The following is an 18,386-nucleotide window of genomic DNA, read 5'->3' as shown; positions in this document are numbered from 1 at the left end:
GAAGCGGCAGTGAAAAACAGGTCCGCGCGCTATTCATCAACCTCGTCGGCACTGCCCTGCGGCAGAAGCAATTCACGCACCACGCTGGTGGCGAAGCTTCCCGCCGGCAGCCAGAAGTTCATCGCCAGCGTGGCATCATCCAGCCAGACCCAGCGCAGATCGCGGGGGATCACCAGCATCGCGCGGCGTGCGGCTTCCACCTTTTCACGCGTCATCAGCTCGATTAAGGCCGTTTCCGATGCCAAAGAAGCCTGCTCCAGCGCCAGAGCCTCATCGCGGGTGCCCCACTCACCGCTGCCCGGAAGCGGTGCGGTAACACGCAGTTCGTTTTCGTCAACGCGCTGTTGCAGGGTGTCCAGCTCTTCTGCTGTGGCAACAAACCAACTGCCGCGACCGGTCAGCTGCAGCGCATCGCCGTTCAATACCTTCGTCAGCGTGCCCTGCTGTGCCAGACGATCGCTGACGACCTGATTAAACATCGCGCTTCGCGCCGCCGAGAGCAGGAAACTGCGTTTATTACGCTCACGCACGCGGATTTCATCTGCCGCCCAGCGCTGCGCCATCAGCAGGTTGTTACCGTTATGGCCAAAACGCTGGCTGCCAAAGTAGTTGGGGACGCCACCCAGAGCAATCTGCTGCAGGCGCTGCTCTACGGCATCACGATCGGTCACCTGCCGCAGCACCAGCCGGAAATCATTGCCCTGCAGCGCCCCGGTACGCAGCTTGCGGCGGTGCCGGGCACTTTCCAGCACCTCAACCCCTTCCAGCGCAAATTTGCGCATATCCGGCGTCTCTTTACCCGGCAGTCGCAGGCAGAACCACTGTTCGGTAACGGCGTGACGATCCTTCATACCGGCAAAGCTGGCGTCGCGCGGATGAATACCAACGAATTTTGCCAGCGCTTCAGCCACGAAACGGGTGTTACAGCCGGTTTTACGAATACGCACCAGCAGCTGTTCACCGTCGCCGTCCGGTGCGTAGCCCAGATCTTCAATCACAACGAAATCTTCCGCCGTGGCCTTCAGCACGCCTTCGGCGGTCGGCTTACCGTACAGCCAGTTCTGCTTTGCTAAATCCATCTTCAGGCCTTAATCAGCAGCGCAACGGCTTCACAGGCAATGCCTTCACCGCGGCCGGTAAAGCCCAGCTTTTCGGTGGTGGTGGCTTTCACGTTGACTTCATCCATGTGGATACCCAGATCTTCGGCAATATTGATGCGCATTTGCGGCGTGTGCGGCAGCATTTTCGGCGCCTGTGCGATGATCGTGACGTCAACGTTGCCCACGCGGTAGCCTTTTTTCTCAATCTGGCGCCACGCTTCGCGCAGCAGCTCGCGGCTGTCCGCACCTTTATAGGCGGCGTCGGTGTCCGGGAAGAGTTTACCGATATCGCCCAGCGCAGCCGCACCCAGCAGTGCATCGGTCAGCGCATGCAGCGCCACGTCACCGTCGGAATGGGCCAGTAATCCTTTCTCATAAGGGATACGCACGCCGCCAATAATCAGCGGGCCTTCGCCGCCAAAAGCGTGTACATCAAAACCATGACCAATACGCATTATGCGTTCTCCTTATTATAAATTTGGGTCAGATAGAACTCGGCCAGCGCCAGATCTTCCGGCCGGGTTACTTTAAGATTATCACTGCGTCCGCTGACTAATTCCGGGTGATAGCCGCAGTACTCGAGGGCAGAAGCCTCATCGGTAATGCTGGCACCTTCACGCAGGGCGCGCTCCAGACAGTTTCGCAGCAGCGCCAGCGGGAACAACTGCGGCGTCAGCGCGTGCCACAGGGCTTCACGCTCCACCGTATGGGCAATCGTTTCGGCACCGCCGGTTGCCCGCTTCATGGTATCGCGTACCGGTGCGGCAAGAATACCGCCGACCTCACTGCGCTGGGTCAGCTCCAGCAGGCGGGTAAGATCGTTGAGATGCAGACAGGGGCGAGCGGCGTCATGTACCAGCACCCACTGCGCATTTTCAGCCGCTTTTAATCCGGCCAGCACCGAGTCGGCACGCTGGTTACCGCCCACCACCTGAATAATACGCGGGTCGTTCGCCACCGGCAGTCGTGAAAAATAGACATCATCCGGGCTGAGAGCCACAATCGCCTTAGTCACCGCCGGGTGCGCCAGCAGCGCATCCAGGCTGTGTTCAAGAATCGTTTTGTTGCCGATGGAAAGATACTGTTTGGGGCACTCGGACAGCATACGGCTGCCAATCCCCGCTGCGGGCACAACGGCGATCACGTGCGGACAGGAGTCTGCGATGTTCATGGTTATCGTTACTGATTGGCTGGTTGGCTTTGCTGCGCGTTTCGTTTGCTTTGATCCGGCACAAGGCGATAGAAGATCTCACCGGGTTTGATCATTCCCAGCTCGTTACGTGCGCGTTCCTCGATCGCTTCCGAACCGCCGTTAAGATCGTCGATTTCGGCAAAAAGCTGATCGTTGCGCGCTTTAAGCTTGGCGTTATTGGTCTGCTGCACCGCAACATCCTCATTAACGCGCGTATAGTCATGTATGCCATTCTTGCCCAGCCAGAGCGAATATTGCAGCCAGCCCAGCAGAACAAGTAACAGCAGCGTAAGTTTTCCCATCCCCGCCCCCTGAAAAACGGCTCAATCATCCCATAACTTTTACTACGACTCCACTCTGCCAGTGAAATAGAGCTGTTTTCTCGGACTAAGCCGCGCAAACGCGGCAAAAAACACCAAATGAGAGATAATTTCTGGCGCAGGTTAACGAAAAATTTTGTAACGCAGCGATGCGTTTACACATCAGGCGTGAAGGTCACCAACCGGTTAACTGGCTAAACAGCAGCCAGAACAGGCAAATAACCACCATCACCGTTGCAATCGTAGTCCAGATCAGATGCCCGCGCAGCAGCACGCTGATTGCAATACCGACCAGCACGGAAACCGGCAGCAGTGCAAGGAAGAACGGCCAGGTGTAAAGGAAGAAAAACAGGGTGTTAGAACCGTATAGTACAAACGTTGTAGCGAGGGCTACCCACCATGAAGCGAAGCCCACCACGCCGCCAGGAAATGGCCAGGAAGCCTCATCTTGATCGCTTTTGTCTTTTCTTGCCAGCAGTGGGGTGACGTTTTGCATAGATATCCCATTAACGCTTGAGCGGCGCACCGAAACGATGCCCGCCTGAATAACGCCCGCAAGGGCGTTAACAGTCGCTGTATCAGGGTTTGATAATATCGCGCTGGCGCAGCAGGTCTAATATCTGGGCGGTTAAATGTGTTACCAATTGTTCACCGTCCAGGTGGAGGTCAGCCCGTTCCGGGGCCTCGTAAACCGAGTCAATACCGGTGAAATTACGCAGCTCTCCTGCCCTGGCTTTTTTGTACAATCCTTTCGGATCGCGCGCTTCACAAATGGCCAGCGGCGTATCGACAAACACCTCAATAAAACGCCCTTCTCCCAGCATCTCGCGCACCATATCGCGCTCGGCACGGTGCGGCGAAATAAATGCAGTGAGTACCAGCAGACCCGCATCCACCATCAGCTTCGCCACTTCTCCCACCCGGCGGATATTCTCCCGGCGGTCGTCATCGCTGAAGCCGAGATCGCGGCACAGGCCGTGGCGCACATTATCGCCATCCAGCAGATAGGTACTGGCACCCAGACGATGCAGTACCTGCTCCAGCGCACCGGCTACGGTGGATTTACCGGAGCCGGAAAGCCCGGTAAACCACAGTACCGCGCCCTGATGACCGTGCTGCCCTTCACGATCTTCCCGGCTGACCGGGTGATCGTGCCAGACGACATTCTCGTCATGCAGGGCCATGTTAATTACCGCCCAGCAGGTCGCGCGCATTCCAGTGCGGGAAGTGACGACGCACCAGCGCGTTCAGCTCCAGCTCAAAGGCGCTGTAGTTACCTGCCGCTTGCTGCGTTTCCGCCAGCGCTTCAAGGATCATACCGGCCCCAACGGTGACGTTGCTCAGACGATCGATAAAGATCATCCCGCCGGTTACCGGGTTTTGCTGATACGGATCAAGCACCATTGGCTCATCAAAAGTCAGATCAACCAGGCCAATCCCGTTCAGCGGCAGCTCCTGCGCTTCATGACGGGTCAGGTTATTGATCTCAACCTGATACTGAATTTTCTCTACGCGCGCGCGGGTCTTCTTACCGGCAATTTTCACGTCAAAGCTCTGGCCCGGCACCAGCGGCTGCTCGGCCATCCACACCACATTGACCGACGCGCCCTGTACCGGTTTGAGATCGGCATCAGCGGCCACCAGCAGATCGCCACGGCTGATGTCGATTTCATCTTTCAGCACCAGGGTAATCGCTTCGCCCGCGCTGGCCTGCTGCAAATCACCATCAAAGGTGACGATGCGGGCAATGGCCGACTCAACGCCGGACGGCAGCACTTTTACCCGCTGACCGACCTGTACCACGCCGGACGCCAGCGTACCGGCGTAGCCACGAAAGTCGAGGTTCGGGCGGTTAACGTACTGCACCGGGAAACGCATCGGCTGCTGCTCTACCACGCGCTGCACCTCAACGGTTTCCAGCACGTCGAGCAGCGTCGGGCCGCTGTACCAGTTCATTGCGGCGCTCGGTGCCGCCACGTTCTCGCCTTCCAGCGCGGAGAGCGGCACAAAGCGGATATCCAGATCGCCCGGCAGCTGTTCGGCAAAGTCGAGGTAGCTCTGTTTGATCTCTTCAAAGGTCTGCTGGCTGTAGTCCACCAGATCCATTTTATTGACCGCCACCACCAGGTGTTTAATGCCCAGCAGCGTAGAGATAAAGCTGTGGCGACGGGTTTGATCGAGCACGCCTTTGCGGGCATCGATCAGCAAAATCGCCAGATCGCAAGTTGAAGCACCGGTCGCCATGTTGCGGGTGTACTGCTCGTGTCCCGGGGTATCGGCGATAATGAATTTACGCTTCTCGGTAGAGAAATAGCGGTAGGCAACATCGATGGTGATGCCCTGTTCGCGCTCGGCCTGCAGGCCATCCACCAGCAGCGCCAGGTCCAGCTTCTCACCCTGTGTACCATGACGCTTGCTGTCATTGTGAAGCGTGGAGAGCTGGTCTTCATAAATCTGTCGGGTGTCGTGCAGCAGGCGGCCAATCAGCGTACTTTTGCCATCGTCAACGCTGCCGCAGGTCAGAAAACGCAGCAGGCTTTTATGCTGCTGAGCGTGCAGCCAGGCTTCCACCCCGCCCTGATCGGCGATCTGTTGTGCAATAATGGTATTCATGGCGGCTCCTTAGAAATAACCCTGGCGTTTCTTCAGCTCCATCGAGCCAGACTGATCGCGGTCAATCACCCGCCCCTGACGCTCGCTGGTGGTGGAAACCAGCATCTCTTCGATAATCTCCGGCAGCGTTTGCGCTTCAGACTCTACCGCGCCGGTCAGCGGCCAGCAGCCGAGGGTACGGAAACGTACCATGCGCTGTTCGATTTTCTCGCCGGGCTGCAGGTTAATGCGCTCGTCGTCGATCATCATCAGCATGCCGTCACGCTCCAGAACCGGGCGCTCAGCGGCCAGATAAAGCGGAACGATTTCGATATTTTCCAGGAAGATATACTGCCAGATATCCAGCTCGGTCCAGTTAGAGAGCGGGAACACGCGAATACTTTCGCCTTTGTTAATCTGGCCGTTGTAGTTATGCCACAGCTCCGGGCGCTGATTTTTCGGGTCCCAGCGGTGGAAGCGGTCGCGGAAAGAGTAGATACGCTCTTTCGCGCGGGATTTCTCCTCGTCACGACGTGCGCCGCCAAAGGCCGCATCAAAACCGTATTTGTTCAGCGCCTGCTTCAACCCTTCGGTTTTCATGATATCGGTATGCTTGGCGCTGCCGTGGACAAACGGGCTGATGCCCATTGCCACGCCTTCCGGGTTGCGGTGAACCAGCAGCTCGGCACCGATGTTTTTTACCGTACGGTCGCGGAATTCGTACATTTCACGGAATTTCCAGCCGGTATCAACATGCAGCAGCGGGAACGGCAGCGTTCCCGGATAGAAGGCCTTACGCGCCAGGTGCAGCATCACCGATGAGTCTTTACCGATGGAGTACATCATCACCGGATTGGCGAACTCTGCCGCCACTTCGCGGATAATATGGATACTCTCCGCCTCCAGTTGACGCAGATGAGTCAGACGTTTTTGATCCATAACTTTTCCTCAAGCCAAATTCACAACGGCGGACTCGCGTCCGTCCTGCTGCGCAGAATGTTGATACCACGCCAGCTGCTGATGCAGATTGACCACTTCGCCAATCACCAACAGCGCCGGGGTTGGGGCGTTGCGTGCCAGCTCGTCCAGCTGATCCAGCGTGCCGGTCAGCACCTTTTGATCCTGCCGGGTGCCACGGCCAATCACCGCCGCCGGAGTTTTAGGGTCGCGCCCGTGGGCGATAAGCTGGCTGGCGATGTCGCCTGCGTTTGCCGATCCCATATAAATTGCCAGCGTCTGCCGCGCACGCGCCAGCGACGGCCAGTCTGTACCGCTGCTGTCGGCCCGGCACTGGCCGGTGACAAACAGCACGCTCTGGGCGTGATCGCGGTGGGTCAGCGGTATCCCGGCATAGGCAGTTGCGCCTGCTGCTGCGGTCACACCCGGCACCACCTGGAAGGGAATACCCGCCTCCACTGCCGCCTGAAGTTCTTCACCTCCGCGACCGAAGATAAACGGATCGCCACCCTTCAGACGCACCACGCGCTTACCCTGTTTGGCCAGCTCAACCAGCAGGCGATTGGTTTCTTCCTGTGGCACGCTGTGGGCGTTGGCACGCTTGCCAACACAGATACGGTCGGCGTCGCGGCGGACTAAATCCAGAATTTCATCGCTGACCAGATAGTCATACAGCACCACATCGGCCAGCTGCATGACCTGCAACCCGCGCAGCGTCAGCAGACCGCTGTCGCCCGGCCCCGCTCCCACAAGGATAATCTCTCCCTGTGCGGCTTCCGGTTCATCCAGCTGCTTATCCAGCGTGAGGCGAGCGCCATCAACGTTGCCCGACCCCACCTGGCTGGCAAACAGCCCGTTAAAGGCTTTCTCCCAGAAGCGGCGGCGATCGGACATTTTACTAAAGCGGGCTTTGACCTTGCCGCGCCACTGACCGGCAATCTCTGCCATCTGGCCCAGCGTGGCGGGCAGCAGGGTTTCAATTTTTTCACGCAGCAGGCGTGCCAGCACCGGCGCAGTACCGCCGGAAGAGATAGCCACCACCAGCGGCGAGCGATCGACGATGGAAGGGAAAATAAAGGAGCATTTCGGCTGGTCATCCACCACGTTCGCCAGCAGGAAACGATCGGTGGCGTCCTGAAACACCTGGCCGTTGAGGTCGCCATCATCGGTGGCGGCGATTACAAAAAATACGCGGTCAAGCTGGCTGGCATCATAGGCCTTCGCCAGCCATTCGATTTCGCCCTGGGTTTCCAGTTCGGCCAGTTCGTCACAGAGTTCGAGTGATACCACCAGTACCCGCGCACCGGCGCGTCGAAGCAGTTCGATTTTGCGCGCGGCCACATCGCCGCCGCCCACTACCAGCACCGGTTTGTGTCTGATATCAGCAAATAGAGGAAGGTAATCCACGTAAACCCTGTCGCTTATCACATAAAGTTAACAGGACTATACGTCCCCGCATTAAGGCTTATGAAATTACTAATTGGAATGAGTAGTTACCTAATGGAATAACGTGCTGGTAAAGCAGCGAACAAAATGTGCTTAACGGATGATATTTCGGGTATTTCAGAGCGAATGAAATTGTGCAACCCGCGTCACAATTTCATACTAGCGGGGCAAAATTTTTCGCCCGATTTAACACGGGATAACGATTAAGGAATTTCGAATGTTCACCTTACTGCGTCTGGGGGCGCTGGCAGCGTTAATCGGCTGCGGAATAAGTCTGCCGGCAGGCGCAACAACGGAAAAAGTGGGCAGTATTGCCGAACAACAGCTGCGCCATATTGCCACCTATTTTCCCGGACGCATGGCGGGCAGCCCGGCAGAGATGCTTACAGCCGACTATCTGCAGCAGCAGTTCAGCCAGCTGGGCTACAAAAGCGATACGCGCCGTTTTAATACCCGCTATCCCTGGCACCATCAGGACGGCGAGGACACGTGGCGTAATATTAATGCCACCTCGGTGATTGCTGCCCGCGAAGGCGAAGTCCCACAGCAGATCCTGATTATTGCCCACACCGACAGCACCTCGCCGCAGAGCGATGCCGACGTACAGAAAAACCTCGGCGGGCTGAGCGCTCAGGCGGCGGACAATAACGCCTCCGGCCTGGGGGTAATGCTGGAACTGGCGGAGCGTTTGAGCAAGGAGCACCTGCACTACAGCCTGCGATTTGTCGCGCTCAGCGGAGAAGAGATCGGCCAGCGCGGTAGTGAAGATTACCTGGCGCGGATGAAGCCGGAAGAGAAACAAAATACGCTGCTGGTGATCAACCTCAACAGCCTGATCGTCGGCAATCATCTCACCTTCAGCAGCGGGAATAACACGCCGCTGGCCGTGATGCGCCAGACGCGTGACCGGGCGCTGACGCTGGCCAGGCGCAGCGGAATTTATGCCGTCGGTAAAAAAGAAAAAAATGCCAGCGGCAGCCCCTTCGACCGCGCCGGTTTTCCGTTAATGACGGTCAGCACCAGCGACGGCCCGTCCGGCAAAATGCCCGCAGTGCTGAAACAGCATTTCCCCGTCGGGCTACGCAATCAGGCACAACGTGATAATCTGGCCTATATCGACCACTGGCTTCCGGGCCGCATCACCAGCCGAACCCACAGTACCGTGGCCGTGCTGCTGCCGCTGATCCGCGAGCTGGCCAATCCCTGATCCTGTTGGAGCCATCATGTATATTGTCTTTCTCAGCTATACCCGCCCGATGCAAGAAGTTGAAGCCGTACTGGAGCCGCACGTAGCGTGGATTAACCGTTACTTTGCCGAAGGCGTGTTTATCAGCGCCGGGCGCAAAGATCCGCGTACGGGGGGGATGATCATGGTGAAGGATATCGATCGGGCGCGGCTGGATGCGATTTTGGCGGAAGACCCGTTCCAGGCCGTCGCCAGCTATGACGTGACGAAAGTGAATATTACCCGTTCGGCGGAGGAATTTGCCGGCCTGACCGGGATCTGAACCGGGCTTACGGTTCAGCATGGGCACGTTTACGCGACTGCTCGTCATAAACAAATGCGCGACAACAGAAGCTTAACGCCAACGATAAGCTTCTGCTCTTGAGCCCGCGTATTTGCCCTGCTAAGCCAGCGGCAGCCCGGCACCTTGCACAGGGCTGCTACCCACTCAGCTTATCACTCGTGCAGGCCGCACTCGCGCTTCAGGCCAAAGAAGCGCGTCTCTTCCTCAGCCATACCCGGTTCCCATTTGCGGGTCGTGTGGGTGTCGCCAACGGAGAGGTAGCCCTGCTCCCACAGCGGGTGATAATCCAGACCGTTCTGCTGCAGGTACTGATACACCTGACGGTTATCCCAGTCGATAATTGGCAGCAGCTTGAATACGCCTTTCTTGATCGCCAGCACCGGCAGATGCGCCCGACTGCCGGACTGATCGCGGCGCAGACCGGCGAACCACGTTTGCGCATTCAGGCTTTCCAGCGCGCGGTTCATCGGCTCAACCTTATTGATTTGGTTATAGCGTTCAATGCCTTCAACGCCCTGCTCCCACAGCTTGCCGTAGCGTGCTTCCTGCCAGGCCGCGCTGTGTTCGGCGCGGAACACCTTCAGGTTCAGATCCAGCTGCTCGGTCAGCTTATCAATAAACTGATAGGTTTCCGGGAACAGATAGCCGGTATCGGTGAGGATCACCGGGATATCCGGCTTCTGGCGGGTGACCAGATGCAGGCTCACCGCCGCCTGAATGCCGAAGCTGGAGGTCAACACCGCTTCGCCCGGCAGATTCTCCAATCCCCAGATCACCCGATCTTCGGCTGAAAGCTTATCCAGCCGGTTATTGATCTCGGCGAGCGCCATCACGCGCTCCACCTTGGGTAGTGCATTCAGTTCAGAGAGATCGAGTACCGCCATCTTACACCTCCATCATTCCCAGAAATCACGGGCCGGATCGAGCACCGGTCTGACAATGCCGGTGCGGATCGTAAAGTCACCGAAGCCTTCATCCGCTTCGCGCTCTTTCGACCAACGGCCGATCAACTCATCAAGCGTAGCCAGGATTTCCGTTTCATTAATGTTTTCGCGATACATGCGCGGAATACGGGTTCCCATGCGGTTACCGCCCAGGTGCAGGTTATAGCGCCCCGGTGCCTTGCCCACCAGGCCGATCTCGGCCAGCAGCGCACGACCGCAGCCGTTCGGGCAGCCGGTGACACGCAGCACGATATGCTCATCGCCCACCCCGTGCGCGGTCATGATCCCCTCCACGCGGGTAACAAATTCCGGCAGGAAGCGTTCGGCTTCCGCCATTGCCAGTGGACAGGTCGGGAACGCCACGCAGGCCATTGAGTTTTCGCGCTGGTGGCTGACGTTTTCCATCAGGCCGTGCTGCTTGGCAATCTGCTCAATTTTCTCTTTTTCCGATTCCGGCACACCGGCCACAATCAGATTCTGATTAGCGGTTAAGCGGAAGTCGCCCTGGTGAATCTTAGCGATCTCCACCAGACCGGTCTTCAGCGGGCGGCCCGGGTAGTCGAGCAGGCGGCCGTTTTCCACAAACAGCGTCAGGTGCCATTTGTTATCGATGCCTTTTACCCAGCCAAAACGATCGCCACGGGTGGTAAATTCATACGGACGGATCGGCTCGAAGGTGACGCCAGCGCGGCGCTCAACTTCAGCTTTGAAGACGTCCGGCCCCACGCGCTCCAGCGTATATTTGGTTTTAGCGTTCTTACGATCGGTGCGGTTACCCCAGTCGCGCTGGGTAGTCACCACAGCAGCCGCTACATCCAGGATTTTTTCCACCGGGAAATAGCCAAACTCGCTGGCGGTACGCGCATAGGTGGCTTTGTTACCGTGGTCGATGGACAGACCGCCGCCCACCAGCAGGTTAAAGCCGATCAGCTTGCCGTTTTCGGCAATCGCAATAAAGTTCAGGTCGTTGGCGTGCAGATCCACGTCGTTATGCGGCGGCACCACCACGGTAGTTTTAAACTTACGTGGCAGATAGGTTTCACCCAGAATCGGCTCAACGTCGGTGGTAGCAACCTTCTCCTGATCCAGCCAGATTTCCGCATAGGCGCGGGTCTGCGGCAGCAGGTGTTCGGACAGCTTCTTCGCCCATTCGTACGCTTCCTGATGCAGTTCAGACTCGATCGGGTTCGAGCTGCACAGCACGTTACGGTTTACGTCATTGGCGGTGGCCAGCGCGTCCAGCCCGACTTCATGCAGCATCTGGTGGGCAGGTTTAACGTTGCCCTTCAGAATACCGTGGAACTGGAAGGTCTGGCGGTTAGTCAGACGGATGCTGCCATAAATGGTATTATTCGTGGCGAATTTATCAATCGCCAGCCACTGCTGCGGCGTCATGATGCCGCCCGGCAGGCGGCAGCGCAGCATCATCGCATGGCGCGCGTCCAGCTTCTGCTCGGCACGCTCGGCACGAATATCGCGGTCATCCTGCTGATACATACCGTGGAAACGGATCATCAGGAAGTTGTCGCCGTTAAAACCGCCGGTCAGGCCGTCGTGCAGGTCTGCAGCAATACTTCCACGCAGGAAGTTGCTCTGTTTTTTCATCCGCTCGGCGTCGACCAGCTTACCTTCGACAACCAGAGGACCAGGGTATCTTTCATTGCTCATTAGTACACATCTCGCTGATAACGGCGCTCAATGCGCAGATCGCTTAAGAATTCATCTGCCGTTTCGATGTCCATGCCACCGTATTCGGCTACCACTTCCAGTAATGCTTGCTCAACGTCTTTAGCCATGCGATTGGCATCGCCGCAGACATAAATGTGTGCGCCTTCCTGAATCCAGCTCCACACTTCCGCCCCTTTCGCGCGGATTTTATCTTGTACGTATATTTTATGTTTCTGGTCGCGTGACCAGGCTAAATCAATATTGGTCAGCAGGCCGTCTTTGACGTAGCGCTGCCATTCAACCTGATAGAGGAAGTCTTCGGTAAAATGCGGATTGCCGAAGAACAGCCAGTTTTTGCCGCCGGCACCTTCGCTATCGCGCTGCTGCATAAAGGCGCGGAACGGCGCAATACCGGTGCCCGGGCCAATCATAATCACCGGGGTTTCCGGGTTGGCAGGCAGGCGGAAGTTATCGTTGTGCTCAATGAACACGCGGATTTCATCGTCCTCCACCAGACGGTCGCCCAGATAGCTGGAGGCACCGCCCGCACGGGCGCGGCCTTCAATTTCATAGCGCACCACGCCAACAGTGATATGCACTTCCGTTTCGTTCTCAGCCTGGGAAGAGGCGATCGAATAGAGGCGCGGCGTCAGAGGGCGCAACAGCCCGGTCAGCTGTTCGGCGTTCAGTTCGGTCGGTGCAAAGCGTGCCATATCAACGATCGGCGTGTTCTGCGCATACTGCTGCAGGCTGGCCTTATCGGTGATCTGCGCCAGCAGCGCTTCATTATGGGAAAGTTTGGCATACTGCTCAACGATCTGCGGGGTATTAACCGTCAGCTCGTAGTGTTTTTGCAGCGCTTCCGCCAGCGGCAGCGTTTCACCGTGCACGCTGACCGGCTCGTCACCCTTCAGCCACAGCAGCTCCAGCAGCTCTTTCACCAGTGCGGGATCGTTCTCAAACCACACGCCCAGCGCATCGCCCGGCTTGTAGCGCAGTCCTGATTCACCCAGATCGATTTCGATATGGCGCACGTCTTTATCGGAATCGCGGCCGGTGATTTTCTGATTTACCGCAAAGCTGGCGGTCAGCGGCGCTTCTTTGGTGTAAGGGCTGCTGTGGATCTCATTGACGCTACCTGCAGCCGTGGCTGCCGCCGCCGCAGGAGCTTCTTTCGGCACGCGCGCCTGTAAAATTTCTACCAGCTGTTTACGCCAGGCTTCGGCCGCCGCAGCGTACTCAACGTCGGCATCCACGCGGTCCAGCAGGCGTGTTGCGCCCAGCTCGGCCAGCCGGTTGTCGAAATCTTTACCCGCCTGACTGAAGAATTCATAAGAGGTATCGCCCAGGCCGAACACCGCAAAGGCGCTGGCGTCCATTTTTGGCGCTTTCTTCGACATCAGGAACTTATGCAGCGCCACGCCCTCTTCTGGCGGTTCACCCTCGCCCTGGGTGGAGGTGACCACCACCAGCAGTTTTTCCTGGGCAATCTGCTTGAACTTATAGTCACCGGCATTCACCAGGTTGACGTTTAGTTTCGCCGCAAGCAGGTCATCACGCAGCTGCTCTGACAGGCGGCGGGCATTGCCGGTCTGCGAGGCAGAAAGGATGGTGATGGTTGGCACCTCGACCGGAGCAGGTGCTGCTGCAACCACCGCCCCCGGAGCCTGATTGACCATGCCCCAGAAGTAACCGGACAGCCACGCCAGCTGGGTTGGGGTGTAATCCCCGGTCGCTGCCTGTAAGCGGGCAAGCTGATCGGGATTCAGCGGAAGCATATTTAGAGGTGCCTGAGTCGTCATTGCGTCGATAATTCCAGTGTCGGAGATCTGATTACTGACAGGGTAAGGGCAAGCAGAATAACCCTTAAATAAGGGTTGACAATAATTAATAACCAAAATGACTAAATGGTTTTTCAGGTAAGGCTTATTGGCAAAACAGGTTGATAATGTTTTTATTTATCAGCCAGTTAAAACAGAAGGCATTTGGTTTACACTTTGACAGGGCGCCGTTACCGGGAAACGGGTGCGAAAAAAGCTGTTTTCCGGTATCCTGCGGCGGTTTTCACCATCAAGACTGAGACTGTAACCATGGCGACCACGCTGTTTAAAGATTTTCAATTCGAAGCCGCACACCATCTGCCGAATGTGCCTGCCGGGCATAAATGCGGCCGACTGCACGGGCACTCTTTTATGGTGCGTCTGGAGATTACCGGCGAGGTGGATGCGCATACCGGTTGGGTAATCGACTTTTCCGAGATTAAAGCGGCATTTAAGCCGGTTTACGATCGTCTCGACCACTATTATCTGAACGATATTCCTGGCCTCGAAAATCCGACCAGTGAAGTACTGGCGGCCTGGATCTGGCAGCAGATGAAGCCGGTACTGCCGCTGCTGAGCGCGGTGATGGTGAAAGAGACCTGCACCGCTGGCTGCGTTTATCGCGGCTAATCGGCCCCGTTGCCGGTCACCGCTGGCAACGTAGAGCGATCCTCATTCCGTTGCCTGATAGTCGGTGTCCGGGATGAGGTCAGTCCGAGCACACCGGAACGGCAAAAGACGCTCCCTGCGAGCCTCGGCACACGGCATCCCTGCCGTGTGACGTCCGGTTTACCTCAGACTAACCTCATCCCCATCAGTATCATTCTCTCTGCCCTCACACTGATATATCTCGGTAAAATGAAAATAAACCTGAAAAATCAACCTCAATTTCTTATGCGAAATTCGGCATAGCTTTGTTCATATTTATATATTCTTATCGAATATATAATAGCAAATCACGATATATGGTCGTTTTTTTAGTTCGTGATAGTCTCTCGCCATAAGTTCAGATCAATAATAATAACTTATTAAGAGAAGGTGTCACGTGCCCGCATGGCTTAATTTAGCAATCGATTCATTCTGGCCCATGCTTTATGCCGGACTGACATTTACCATCCCATTAACCTTAATTTCATTTATTCTTGGCTTATCCCTTGGCTTTATTGCTGCACTGGTCCGTTTATATGGACCAGAGCCGTTAAAAAAAATTGTTCGCTTTTACGTCTGGCTTATTCGCGGTACGCCTCTGCTGGTGCAGCTGTTCCTGATTTTCTATGCTCTGCCCAGCGCCGGTATTACGCTGGACGCGTTTCCCGCAGCGATAATCGGCTTTACGCTGAATATCGGTGCCTATACGTCAGAGGTCATTCGCGCCACCCTGCTTTCCGTGCCGAAAGGCCAGTGGGAGGCGGCGCACTCTATCGGTATGAACTGGGCACAGGCACTGCGCCGGGTGATTATTCCTCAAGCTGCACGCATTGCCGTGCCGCCGCTGTCGAATACCTTTATTTCACTGGTCAAGGATACGTCGCTGGCCTCGGTCATTACTGTGCCTGAGTTGTTCCTTGCCGCGCAGCGAATTGCGGCAGTAACCTATCAGCCATTAATATTATATACCGAAGCAGCGATCGTTTATTTAATTATCAGTTCAGTGCTCTCTTCTCTACAGACCCGTCTGGAGAAAAAGCTGGAAAATACAGGCGCAGTGAAGGAGAAAGAGAATGATAACGCTGTCCGGAATTGAAAAAAGATTCGACGACAACCCCGTATTAAAAAATATTAACCTGACGATTAAAGAAGGCAGCGTGACGACGTTAATTGGTCCGTCGGGCAGCGGGAAAAGCACCCTGCTGCGCTGCGTTAATCTGCTGGAGGTTCCACAGGCCGGGGAATTAACCCTCGGAAAAGAAAAACTTGTGTTTAACGGCAGCGGGCGGGCCAGCAGAAAAGATGTTTATCGCATCTGCCAGCAGACCGGCATGGTATTTCAAAGCTTCCAGCTGTTCCCCCATCTGCGGGTGATTGAAAACATTACCGAAGGGTTGGTTACCGTGCATAAACAGCCGCTCAAACAGGCGCGCGAGCGGGCCGAAGAACTGCTGGCCAAAGTGGGGCTGCTGCACAAGCGCGATGCCTGGCCAGCCAATCTTTCCGGTGGTCAGCAGCAGCGCGTGGCCATTGCCCGCGCGCTGGCCCCCTCACCAAAGGTGCTGCTGTGCGACGAGCCGACTTCCGCGCTGGACCCGGAACTCTCGCTTGAAGTGGTGGCGGTATTACGACAGCTGGCCAAAGAAGGGATGACCATGCTGATGGCCACTCATGACCTGCGGCTGGCGGCCAATATTGCCCAGCAGGTGGTATTCCTGGAAGCCGGTGAAATTGTTGAAACCGGCACCTCACAGGACATTTTTACCCGGGCGCAAAAAGCCCGGACCAAAGCCTTTATCTCGACCCTTACCGAAACCCTGCCCGATTCATGGGAAATTTGAAGTTAAGACGGCATCACCCAACCCATTCAGGAGTTATGACTATGAAAACTATCGCAACGCTGCTGCTGGCAGGCATGGTACAAATCGGTTTTTCTGGCGCAGCGCTGGCGGAAACCGATCTGGCAAAAATCCAGTCGGCTGGCGTCTTTAAAATCGGTACCGAAGGGACCTATCCTCCGTTTACCTTCCACGATGCTTCCGGCGCATTAACCGGTTTTGACGTTGATATTGGCCGCGAAGTGGCGAAACGCCTGAAGGTGAAAGCTGAATTCGTTGAGGGGAAATGGGATGGCCTGATCGCGGGTCTGGACGCCAAACGCTATGAGGCGGTGATCAATCAGGTATCGATCACCCCGGAGCGCCAGGCGAAATATGATTTCTCTACCCCGTACCTTTCTTCGAAAGCGGCGCTGATTGTGCGCGATGATAATAAGACAATCAAAACGTTCGAGGACCTGAAAGGTAAAAAATCTGCGCACACCCTGACCAGTAACTATGCCCAGCTGGCGCGCGGCTACGGTGCGGAAATCGTCGCTACCGACGGTTTTAACCAGTCGGTTGATCTGGTGGCCCAGGGCCGTGCTGATGCCACCATTAACGACAACCTGTCGTTCCTCGACTTCAAAAAGCATAAACCGGATGCGCCGGTGAAAATCGTCGCCAGCCGTTCCGATGCCGAACAGGTCGGTATTCTGATTGAAAAAGGCAATCCGCAGCTGAAAGAAGCGATTGATAAAGCGCTGGCCGATATCAAGAGCGACGGCACCTGGCAGCGTATTTCAGTGAAATACTTCGGCACCGACGTGTCCAAATAAATCCGCAGCGGGCTTCTCGTAAGCCCGTTTTGCGTCCGCGATTGCTATCCCTCCCCCACGCCCGTTCGCGGGCGTGTTTTGAAACATTTTGTCATACTCCTGTCACGCCCGCTCTCTAGTCTGTCGCTCTCCAACAAAGATCGAGAGAATCTCAATGAAGCTTTTCAGCAAACTTTCCGTTATCGCTCTGGTTTTTTCCGCCTGCGCCCAGGCCAGCACCATTAACATCCTCGACTTCCCTCAGCCGGATAACAACCCGGAAGAGTTCTACGCACTGACCGAGATCCCGGCGGGCGGCATCATCAAGTATGAAACCGACGCCAAAACCGGCTTTATCGTTGCCGACCGCTTCCAGTCTATGCCGGTAGCCTATCCGGCCAACTACGGCTCACTGACCCAGTCGCTGGGCGGTGACGGCGATCCGCTGGATGTGATCTTCTACACCCGCGCACCGATGGCACCGGGTACGCTGATCAAACTGCGCCCGATCGGCGTACTGAAGATGATCGACGGCGGCGAATCCGACGATAAGATCGTGGCGGTTCCGGCCAGCAAGATCGATCCAACCTACGATGACATTAAATCGATGAGTGACCTGCCTAAGATCGAGCAGGAACGCCTGGAAGCGTTTTTCCGCGTCTACAAGCAGCTGCCGGACGGACGTAAAAAAGTTGAGCTGAACGGTTTCGGTGATACCGCGGCGGCGAAGACGGAAATTAAGTCGGCGTACGACGCCTGGAAAGCGAAATCAGGTAAGTAAGCGATAAGGGGGACACTGACCGTTTCGGCCGTCCCCCCTTTCGTCAGGCGATGTTCAGGTATTTATGCGTCTGCATCGACAGCCGCCAGTTGCGGGCAATACAGGTATCAATGCACAGCTGGGTGGCATCCGCTTTCTGGCTAATCGGCTGTAGAGCAATAATCCGCGCTTTATCGTCATCCAGTGTGGCCAGCAGCGCATCGAGGGCATCAACATCACGCTGACGCGCCACCGGATGCTTCACCTCATCCGCACGCACCAGCGCCTGATTCAGCACGTCGTAGCCTCCGCGCATATTGACCTTCGGCGATACCGTCACCCAGGTCTGCGGCGTACAGCGCACCGTATGCGTGCCGCTGGTTTCAATCTGGCAGCTGAAGCCCTGCTGTTGCAGGCTTGCGGTCAGCGGAGTCAAATCGTGAATGCACGGCTCGCCGCCGGTGATCACAATATGGTTTGCCGTCCAGCCGTTGCCGCGGATCACGCCAATCAGCGCCTCGGCATCCGCCGCGCCCCAGGCATCGGTTTCCACCGTCTTCAGCAGAATATCCCCCAGCGAGGTTTCCCGATCGGCCAGCTTATCCCAGGTGTGTTTGGTATCACACCAGCTGCAGCCCACCGGGCAGCCCTGTAAGCGGATAAAAATTGCCGGTACGCCGGTATAAATACCTTCGCCCTGCAACGTCTGGAACATTTCATTTATCGGGTACTGCATCGACTTCTCGGCTGATGGTTAAATTACGGGCGGAGATTA

Annotated in this window: 20 protein-coding genes; 7 read left to right on the top strand and 13 right to left on the bottom strand. The window is 56.4% G+C overall.

Translation table 11 applies throughout. The features are described 5' to 3' along the window. Positions 1–29: 29 nt before the first annotated feature. The 9 genes from truD to cysG form a co-directional block, all read right to left on the bottom strand. Positions 30–1,079 carry a tRNA pseudouridine(13) synthase TruD gene (gene truD / locus OMR58_RS05380; protein WP_264545403.1) on the bottom strand — a complete coding sequence of 350 codons (1,050 nt, stop codon included), beginning with the start codon at positions 1,077–1,079 and terminating at the stop codon, positions 30–32. Positions 1,080–1,081: 2 nt separating this feature from the next. After that, entirely contained in the window at positions 1,082–1,555 is a 474-nt protein-coding gene (gene ispF / locus OMR58_RS05375; protein WP_105593951.1) for a 2-C-methyl-D-erythritol 2,4-cyclodiphosphate synthase, read from the bottom strand. Further along, positions 1,555–2,271 (bottom strand): 2-C-methyl-D-erythritol 4-phosphate cytidylyltransferase, encoded by a 717-nt coding sequence (ispD, locus tag OMR58_RS05370; protein ID WP_105593950.1) that lies wholly within the window; start codon positions 2,269–2,271, stop codon positions 1,555–1,557. The genes ispF and ispD overlap by 1 nt, the downstream gene beginning before the upstream one ends. Positions 2,272–2,279: 8 nt before the next feature. Then, positions 2,280–2,594 (bottom strand): cell division protein FtsB, encoded by a 315-nt coding sequence (gene ftsB, locus OMR58_RS05365; protein WP_105593949.1) that lies wholly within the window; start codon positions 2,592–2,594, stop codon positions 2,280–2,282. Positions 2,595–2,787: 193 nt separating this feature from the next. After that, positions 2,788–3,108 (bottom strand): DUF3561 family protein, encoded by a 321-nt coding sequence (locus OMR58_RS05360; RefSeq protein WP_200563394.1) that lies wholly within the window; start codon positions 3,106–3,108, stop codon positions 2,788–2,790. Positions 3,109–3,190: 82 nt separating this feature from the next. After that, complete coding sequence (gene cysC / locus OMR58_RS05355) at positions 3,191–3,796, bottom strand: adenylyl-sulfate kinase (protein WP_105593947.1); 606 nt, start codon at positions 3,794–3,796, stop codon at positions 3,191–3,193. A gap of 1 nt (position 3,797) precedes the next feature. Beyond that, entirely contained in the window at positions 3,798–5,225 is a 1,428-nt protein-coding gene (cysN, locus tag OMR58_RS05350) for a sulfate adenylyltransferase subunit CysN (RefSeq protein ID WP_105593946.1), read from the bottom strand. A 9-nt stretch (positions 5,226–5,234) separates the two neighbouring features. Further along, positions 5,235–6,143 (bottom strand): sulfate adenylyltransferase subunit CysD, encoded by a 909-nt coding sequence (gene cysD, locus OMR58_RS05345; RefSeq protein WP_105593945.1) that lies wholly within the window; start codon positions 6,141–6,143, stop codon positions 5,235–5,237. A gap of 9 nt (positions 6,144–6,152) precedes the next feature. Continuing rightward, entirely contained in the window at positions 6,153–7,568 is a 1,416-nt protein-coding gene (gene cysG, locus OMR58_RS05340; protein ID WP_264545402.1) for a siroheme synthase CysG, read from the bottom strand. Between the two features lie 256 nt (positions 7,569–7,824). Here cysG and OMR58_RS05335 point away from each other — a divergent pair, with 256 nt between their 5' ends. Both OMR58_RS05335 and OMR58_RS05330 read left to right on the top strand, forming a co-directional pair. Next, positions 7,825–8,814 (top strand): aminopeptidase, encoded by a 990-nt coding sequence (locus OMR58_RS05335; RefSeq protein WP_264545401.1) that lies wholly within the window; start codon positions 7,825–7,827, stop codon positions 8,812–8,814. Between the two features lie 16 nt (positions 8,815–8,830). Then, positions 8,831–9,115, top strand: a complete 285-nt coding sequence (locus tag OMR58_RS05330) for a YciI family protein (RefSeq protein WP_105593942.1) — start codon at positions 8,831–8,833, stop codon at positions 9,113–9,115. Positions 9,116–9,288: 173 nt separating this feature from the next. On the opposite strand, the gene OMR58_RS05325 is transcribed toward OMR58_RS05330, so the two are convergent. Genes OMR58_RS05325 through cysJ form a run of 3 tightly spaced genes read right to left on the bottom strand, consistent with a single transcriptional unit; the run spans position 9,289 to position 13,550 of the window. After that, entirely contained in the window at positions 9,289–10,020 is a 732-nt protein-coding gene (locus tag OMR58_RS05325; protein ID WP_200563385.1) for a phosphoadenylyl-sulfate reductase, read from the bottom strand. A 12-nt stretch (positions 10,021–10,032) separates the two neighbouring features. Beyond that, the gene (gene cysI / locus OMR58_RS05320) at positions 10,033–11,748 is read right to left on the bottom strand and encodes an assimilatory sulfite reductase (NADPH) hemoprotein subunit (RefSeq protein WP_105593940.1); all 1,716 of its coding nucleotides are present in this window, start codon (positions 11,746–11,748) and stop codon (positions 10,033–10,035) included. After that, positions 11,748–13,550, bottom strand: a complete 1,803-nt coding sequence (cysJ, locus tag OMR58_RS05315; RefSeq protein WP_200563383.1) for an NADPH-dependent assimilatory sulfite reductase flavoprotein subunit — start codon at positions 13,548–13,550, stop codon at positions 11,748–11,750. The genes cysI and cysJ overlap by 1 nt, the downstream gene beginning before the upstream one ends. Positions 13,551–13,838: 288 nt before the next feature. On the opposite strand from cysJ, the gene queD reads away from it, so the two are divergent. The 5 genes from queD to OMR58_RS05290 all read left to right on the top strand — a co-directional run bounded on the left by queD (position 13,839) and on the right by OMR58_RS05290 (position 17,632). After that, a complete protein-coding gene (gene queD, locus OMR58_RS05310) occupies positions 13,839–14,198 on the top strand; it encodes a 6-carboxytetrahydropterin synthase QueD (protein WP_105593938.1) in 360 nt (119 codons plus the stop codon). Positions 14,199–14,613: 415 nt separating this feature from the next. Beyond that, the gene (locus OMR58_RS05305; RefSeq protein WP_200563381.1) at positions 14,614–15,312 is read left to right on the top strand and encodes an amino acid ABC transporter permease; all 699 of its coding nucleotides are present in this window, start codon (positions 14,614–14,616) and stop codon (positions 15,310–15,312) included. Then, positions 15,290–16,057 (top strand): amino acid ABC transporter ATP-binding protein, encoded by a 768-nt coding sequence (locus OMR58_RS05300; RefSeq protein ID WP_200563379.1) that lies wholly within the window; start codon positions 15,290–15,292, stop codon positions 16,055–16,057. Before OMR58_RS05305 ends, OMR58_RS05300 begins: the two co-directional genes overlap by 23 nt. Before the next feature lie 41 nt (positions 16,058–16,098). Continuing rightward, positions 16,099–16,872: an amino acid ABC transporter substrate-binding protein gene (locus OMR58_RS05295; RefSeq protein ID WP_105593935.1), complete on the top strand. Its 774-nt coding sequence runs from the start codon at positions 16,099–16,101 to the stop codon at positions 16,870–16,872. 154 nt (positions 16,873–17,026) lie between these two features. Continuing rightward, positions 17,027–17,632 (top strand): inorganic diphosphatase, encoded by a 606-nt coding sequence (locus OMR58_RS05290; RefSeq protein ID WP_200563377.1) that lies wholly within the window; start codon positions 17,027–17,029, stop codon positions 17,630–17,632. Positions 17,633–17,675: 43 nt separating this feature from the next. On the opposite strand, the gene queE is transcribed toward OMR58_RS05290, so the two are convergent. After that, complete coding sequence (gene queE / locus OMR58_RS05285) at positions 17,676–18,347, bottom strand: 7-carboxy-7-deazaguanine synthase QueE (RefSeq protein ID WP_200547037.1); 672 nt, start codon at positions 18,345–18,347, stop codon at positions 17,676–17,678. Positions 18,348–18,386: the final 39 nt, after the last annotated feature.

This window comes from Erwinia sp. INIA01, from assembly GCF_025947915.1.
GTDB classification, from domain to species: Bacteria; Pseudomonadota; Gammaproteobacteria; order Enterobacterales; family Enterobacteriaceae; genus Erwinia; species Erwinia coffeiphila.
This window is presented reverse-complemented; position numbering and strand designations above follow the sequence as displayed.

Coding starts and splice junctions, on each gene's coding strand:
- OMR58_RS05290 (WP_200563377.1), top strand. CDS start 17,027: ATGAAGCTTTTCAGCAAACTTTCCGTTATCGCTCTGGTTTTTTCCGCC.
- ispD (WP_105593950.1), bottom strand. CDS start 2,271: ATGAACATCGCAGACTCCTGTCCGCACGTGATCGCCGTTGTGCCCGCA.
- ftsB (WP_105593949.1), bottom strand. CDS start 2,594: ATGGGAAAACTTACGCTGCTGTTACTTGTTCTGCTGGGCTGGCTGCAA.
- OMR58_RS05300 (WP_200563379.1), top strand. CDS start 15,290: ATGATAACGCTGTCCGGAATTGAAAAAAGATTCGACGACAACCCCGTA.
- OMR58_RS05330 (WP_105593942.1), top strand. CDS start 8,831: ATGTATATTGTCTTTCTCAGCTATACCCGCCCGATGCAAGAAGTTGAA.
- cysJ (WP_200563383.1), bottom strand. CDS start 13,550: ATGACGACTCAGGCACCTCTAAATATGCTTCCGCTGAATCCCGATCAG.
- cysI (WP_105593940.1), bottom strand. CDS start 11,748: ATGAGCAATGAAAGATACCCTGGTCCTCTGGTTGTCGAAGGTAAGCTG.
- queD (WP_105593938.1), top strand. CDS start 13,839: ATGGCGACCACGCTGTTTAAAGATTTTCAATTCGAAGCCGCACACCAT.
- cysN (WP_105593946.1), bottom strand. CDS start 5,225: ATGAATACCATTATTGCACAACAGATCGCCGATCAGGGCGGGGTGGAA.
- queE (WP_200547037.1), bottom strand. CDS start 18,347: ATGCAGTACCCGATAAATGAAATGTTCCAGACGTTGCAGGGCGAAGGT.
- OMR58_RS05360 (WP_200563394.1), bottom strand. CDS start 3,108: ATGCAAAACGTCACCCCACTGCTGGCAAGAAAAGACAAAAGCGATCAA.
- OMR58_RS05295 (WP_105593935.1), top strand. CDS start 16,099: ATGAAAACTATCGCAACGCTGCTGCTGGCAGGCATGGTACAAATCGGT.
- OMR58_RS05325 (WP_200563385.1), bottom strand. CDS start 10,020: ATGGCGGTACTCGATCTCTCTGAACTGAATGCACTACCCAAGGTGGAG.
- truD (WP_264545403.1), bottom strand. CDS start 1,079: ATGGATTTAGCAAAGCAGAACTGGCTGTACGGTAAGCCGACCGCCGAA.
- OMR58_RS05335 (WP_264545401.1), top strand. CDS start 7,825: ATGTTCACCTTACTGCGTCTGGGGGCGCTGGCAGCGTTAATCGGCTGC.
- cysD (WP_105593945.1), bottom strand. CDS start 6,143: ATGGATCAAAAACGTCTGACTCATCTGCGTCAACTGGAGGCGGAGAGT.
- cysC (WP_105593947.1), bottom strand. CDS start 3,796: ATGGCCCTGCATGACGAGAATGTCGTCTGGCACGATCACCCGGTCAGC.
- ispF (WP_105593951.1), bottom strand. CDS start 1,555: ATGCGTATTGGTCATGGTTTTGATGTACACGCTTTTGGCGGCGAAGGC.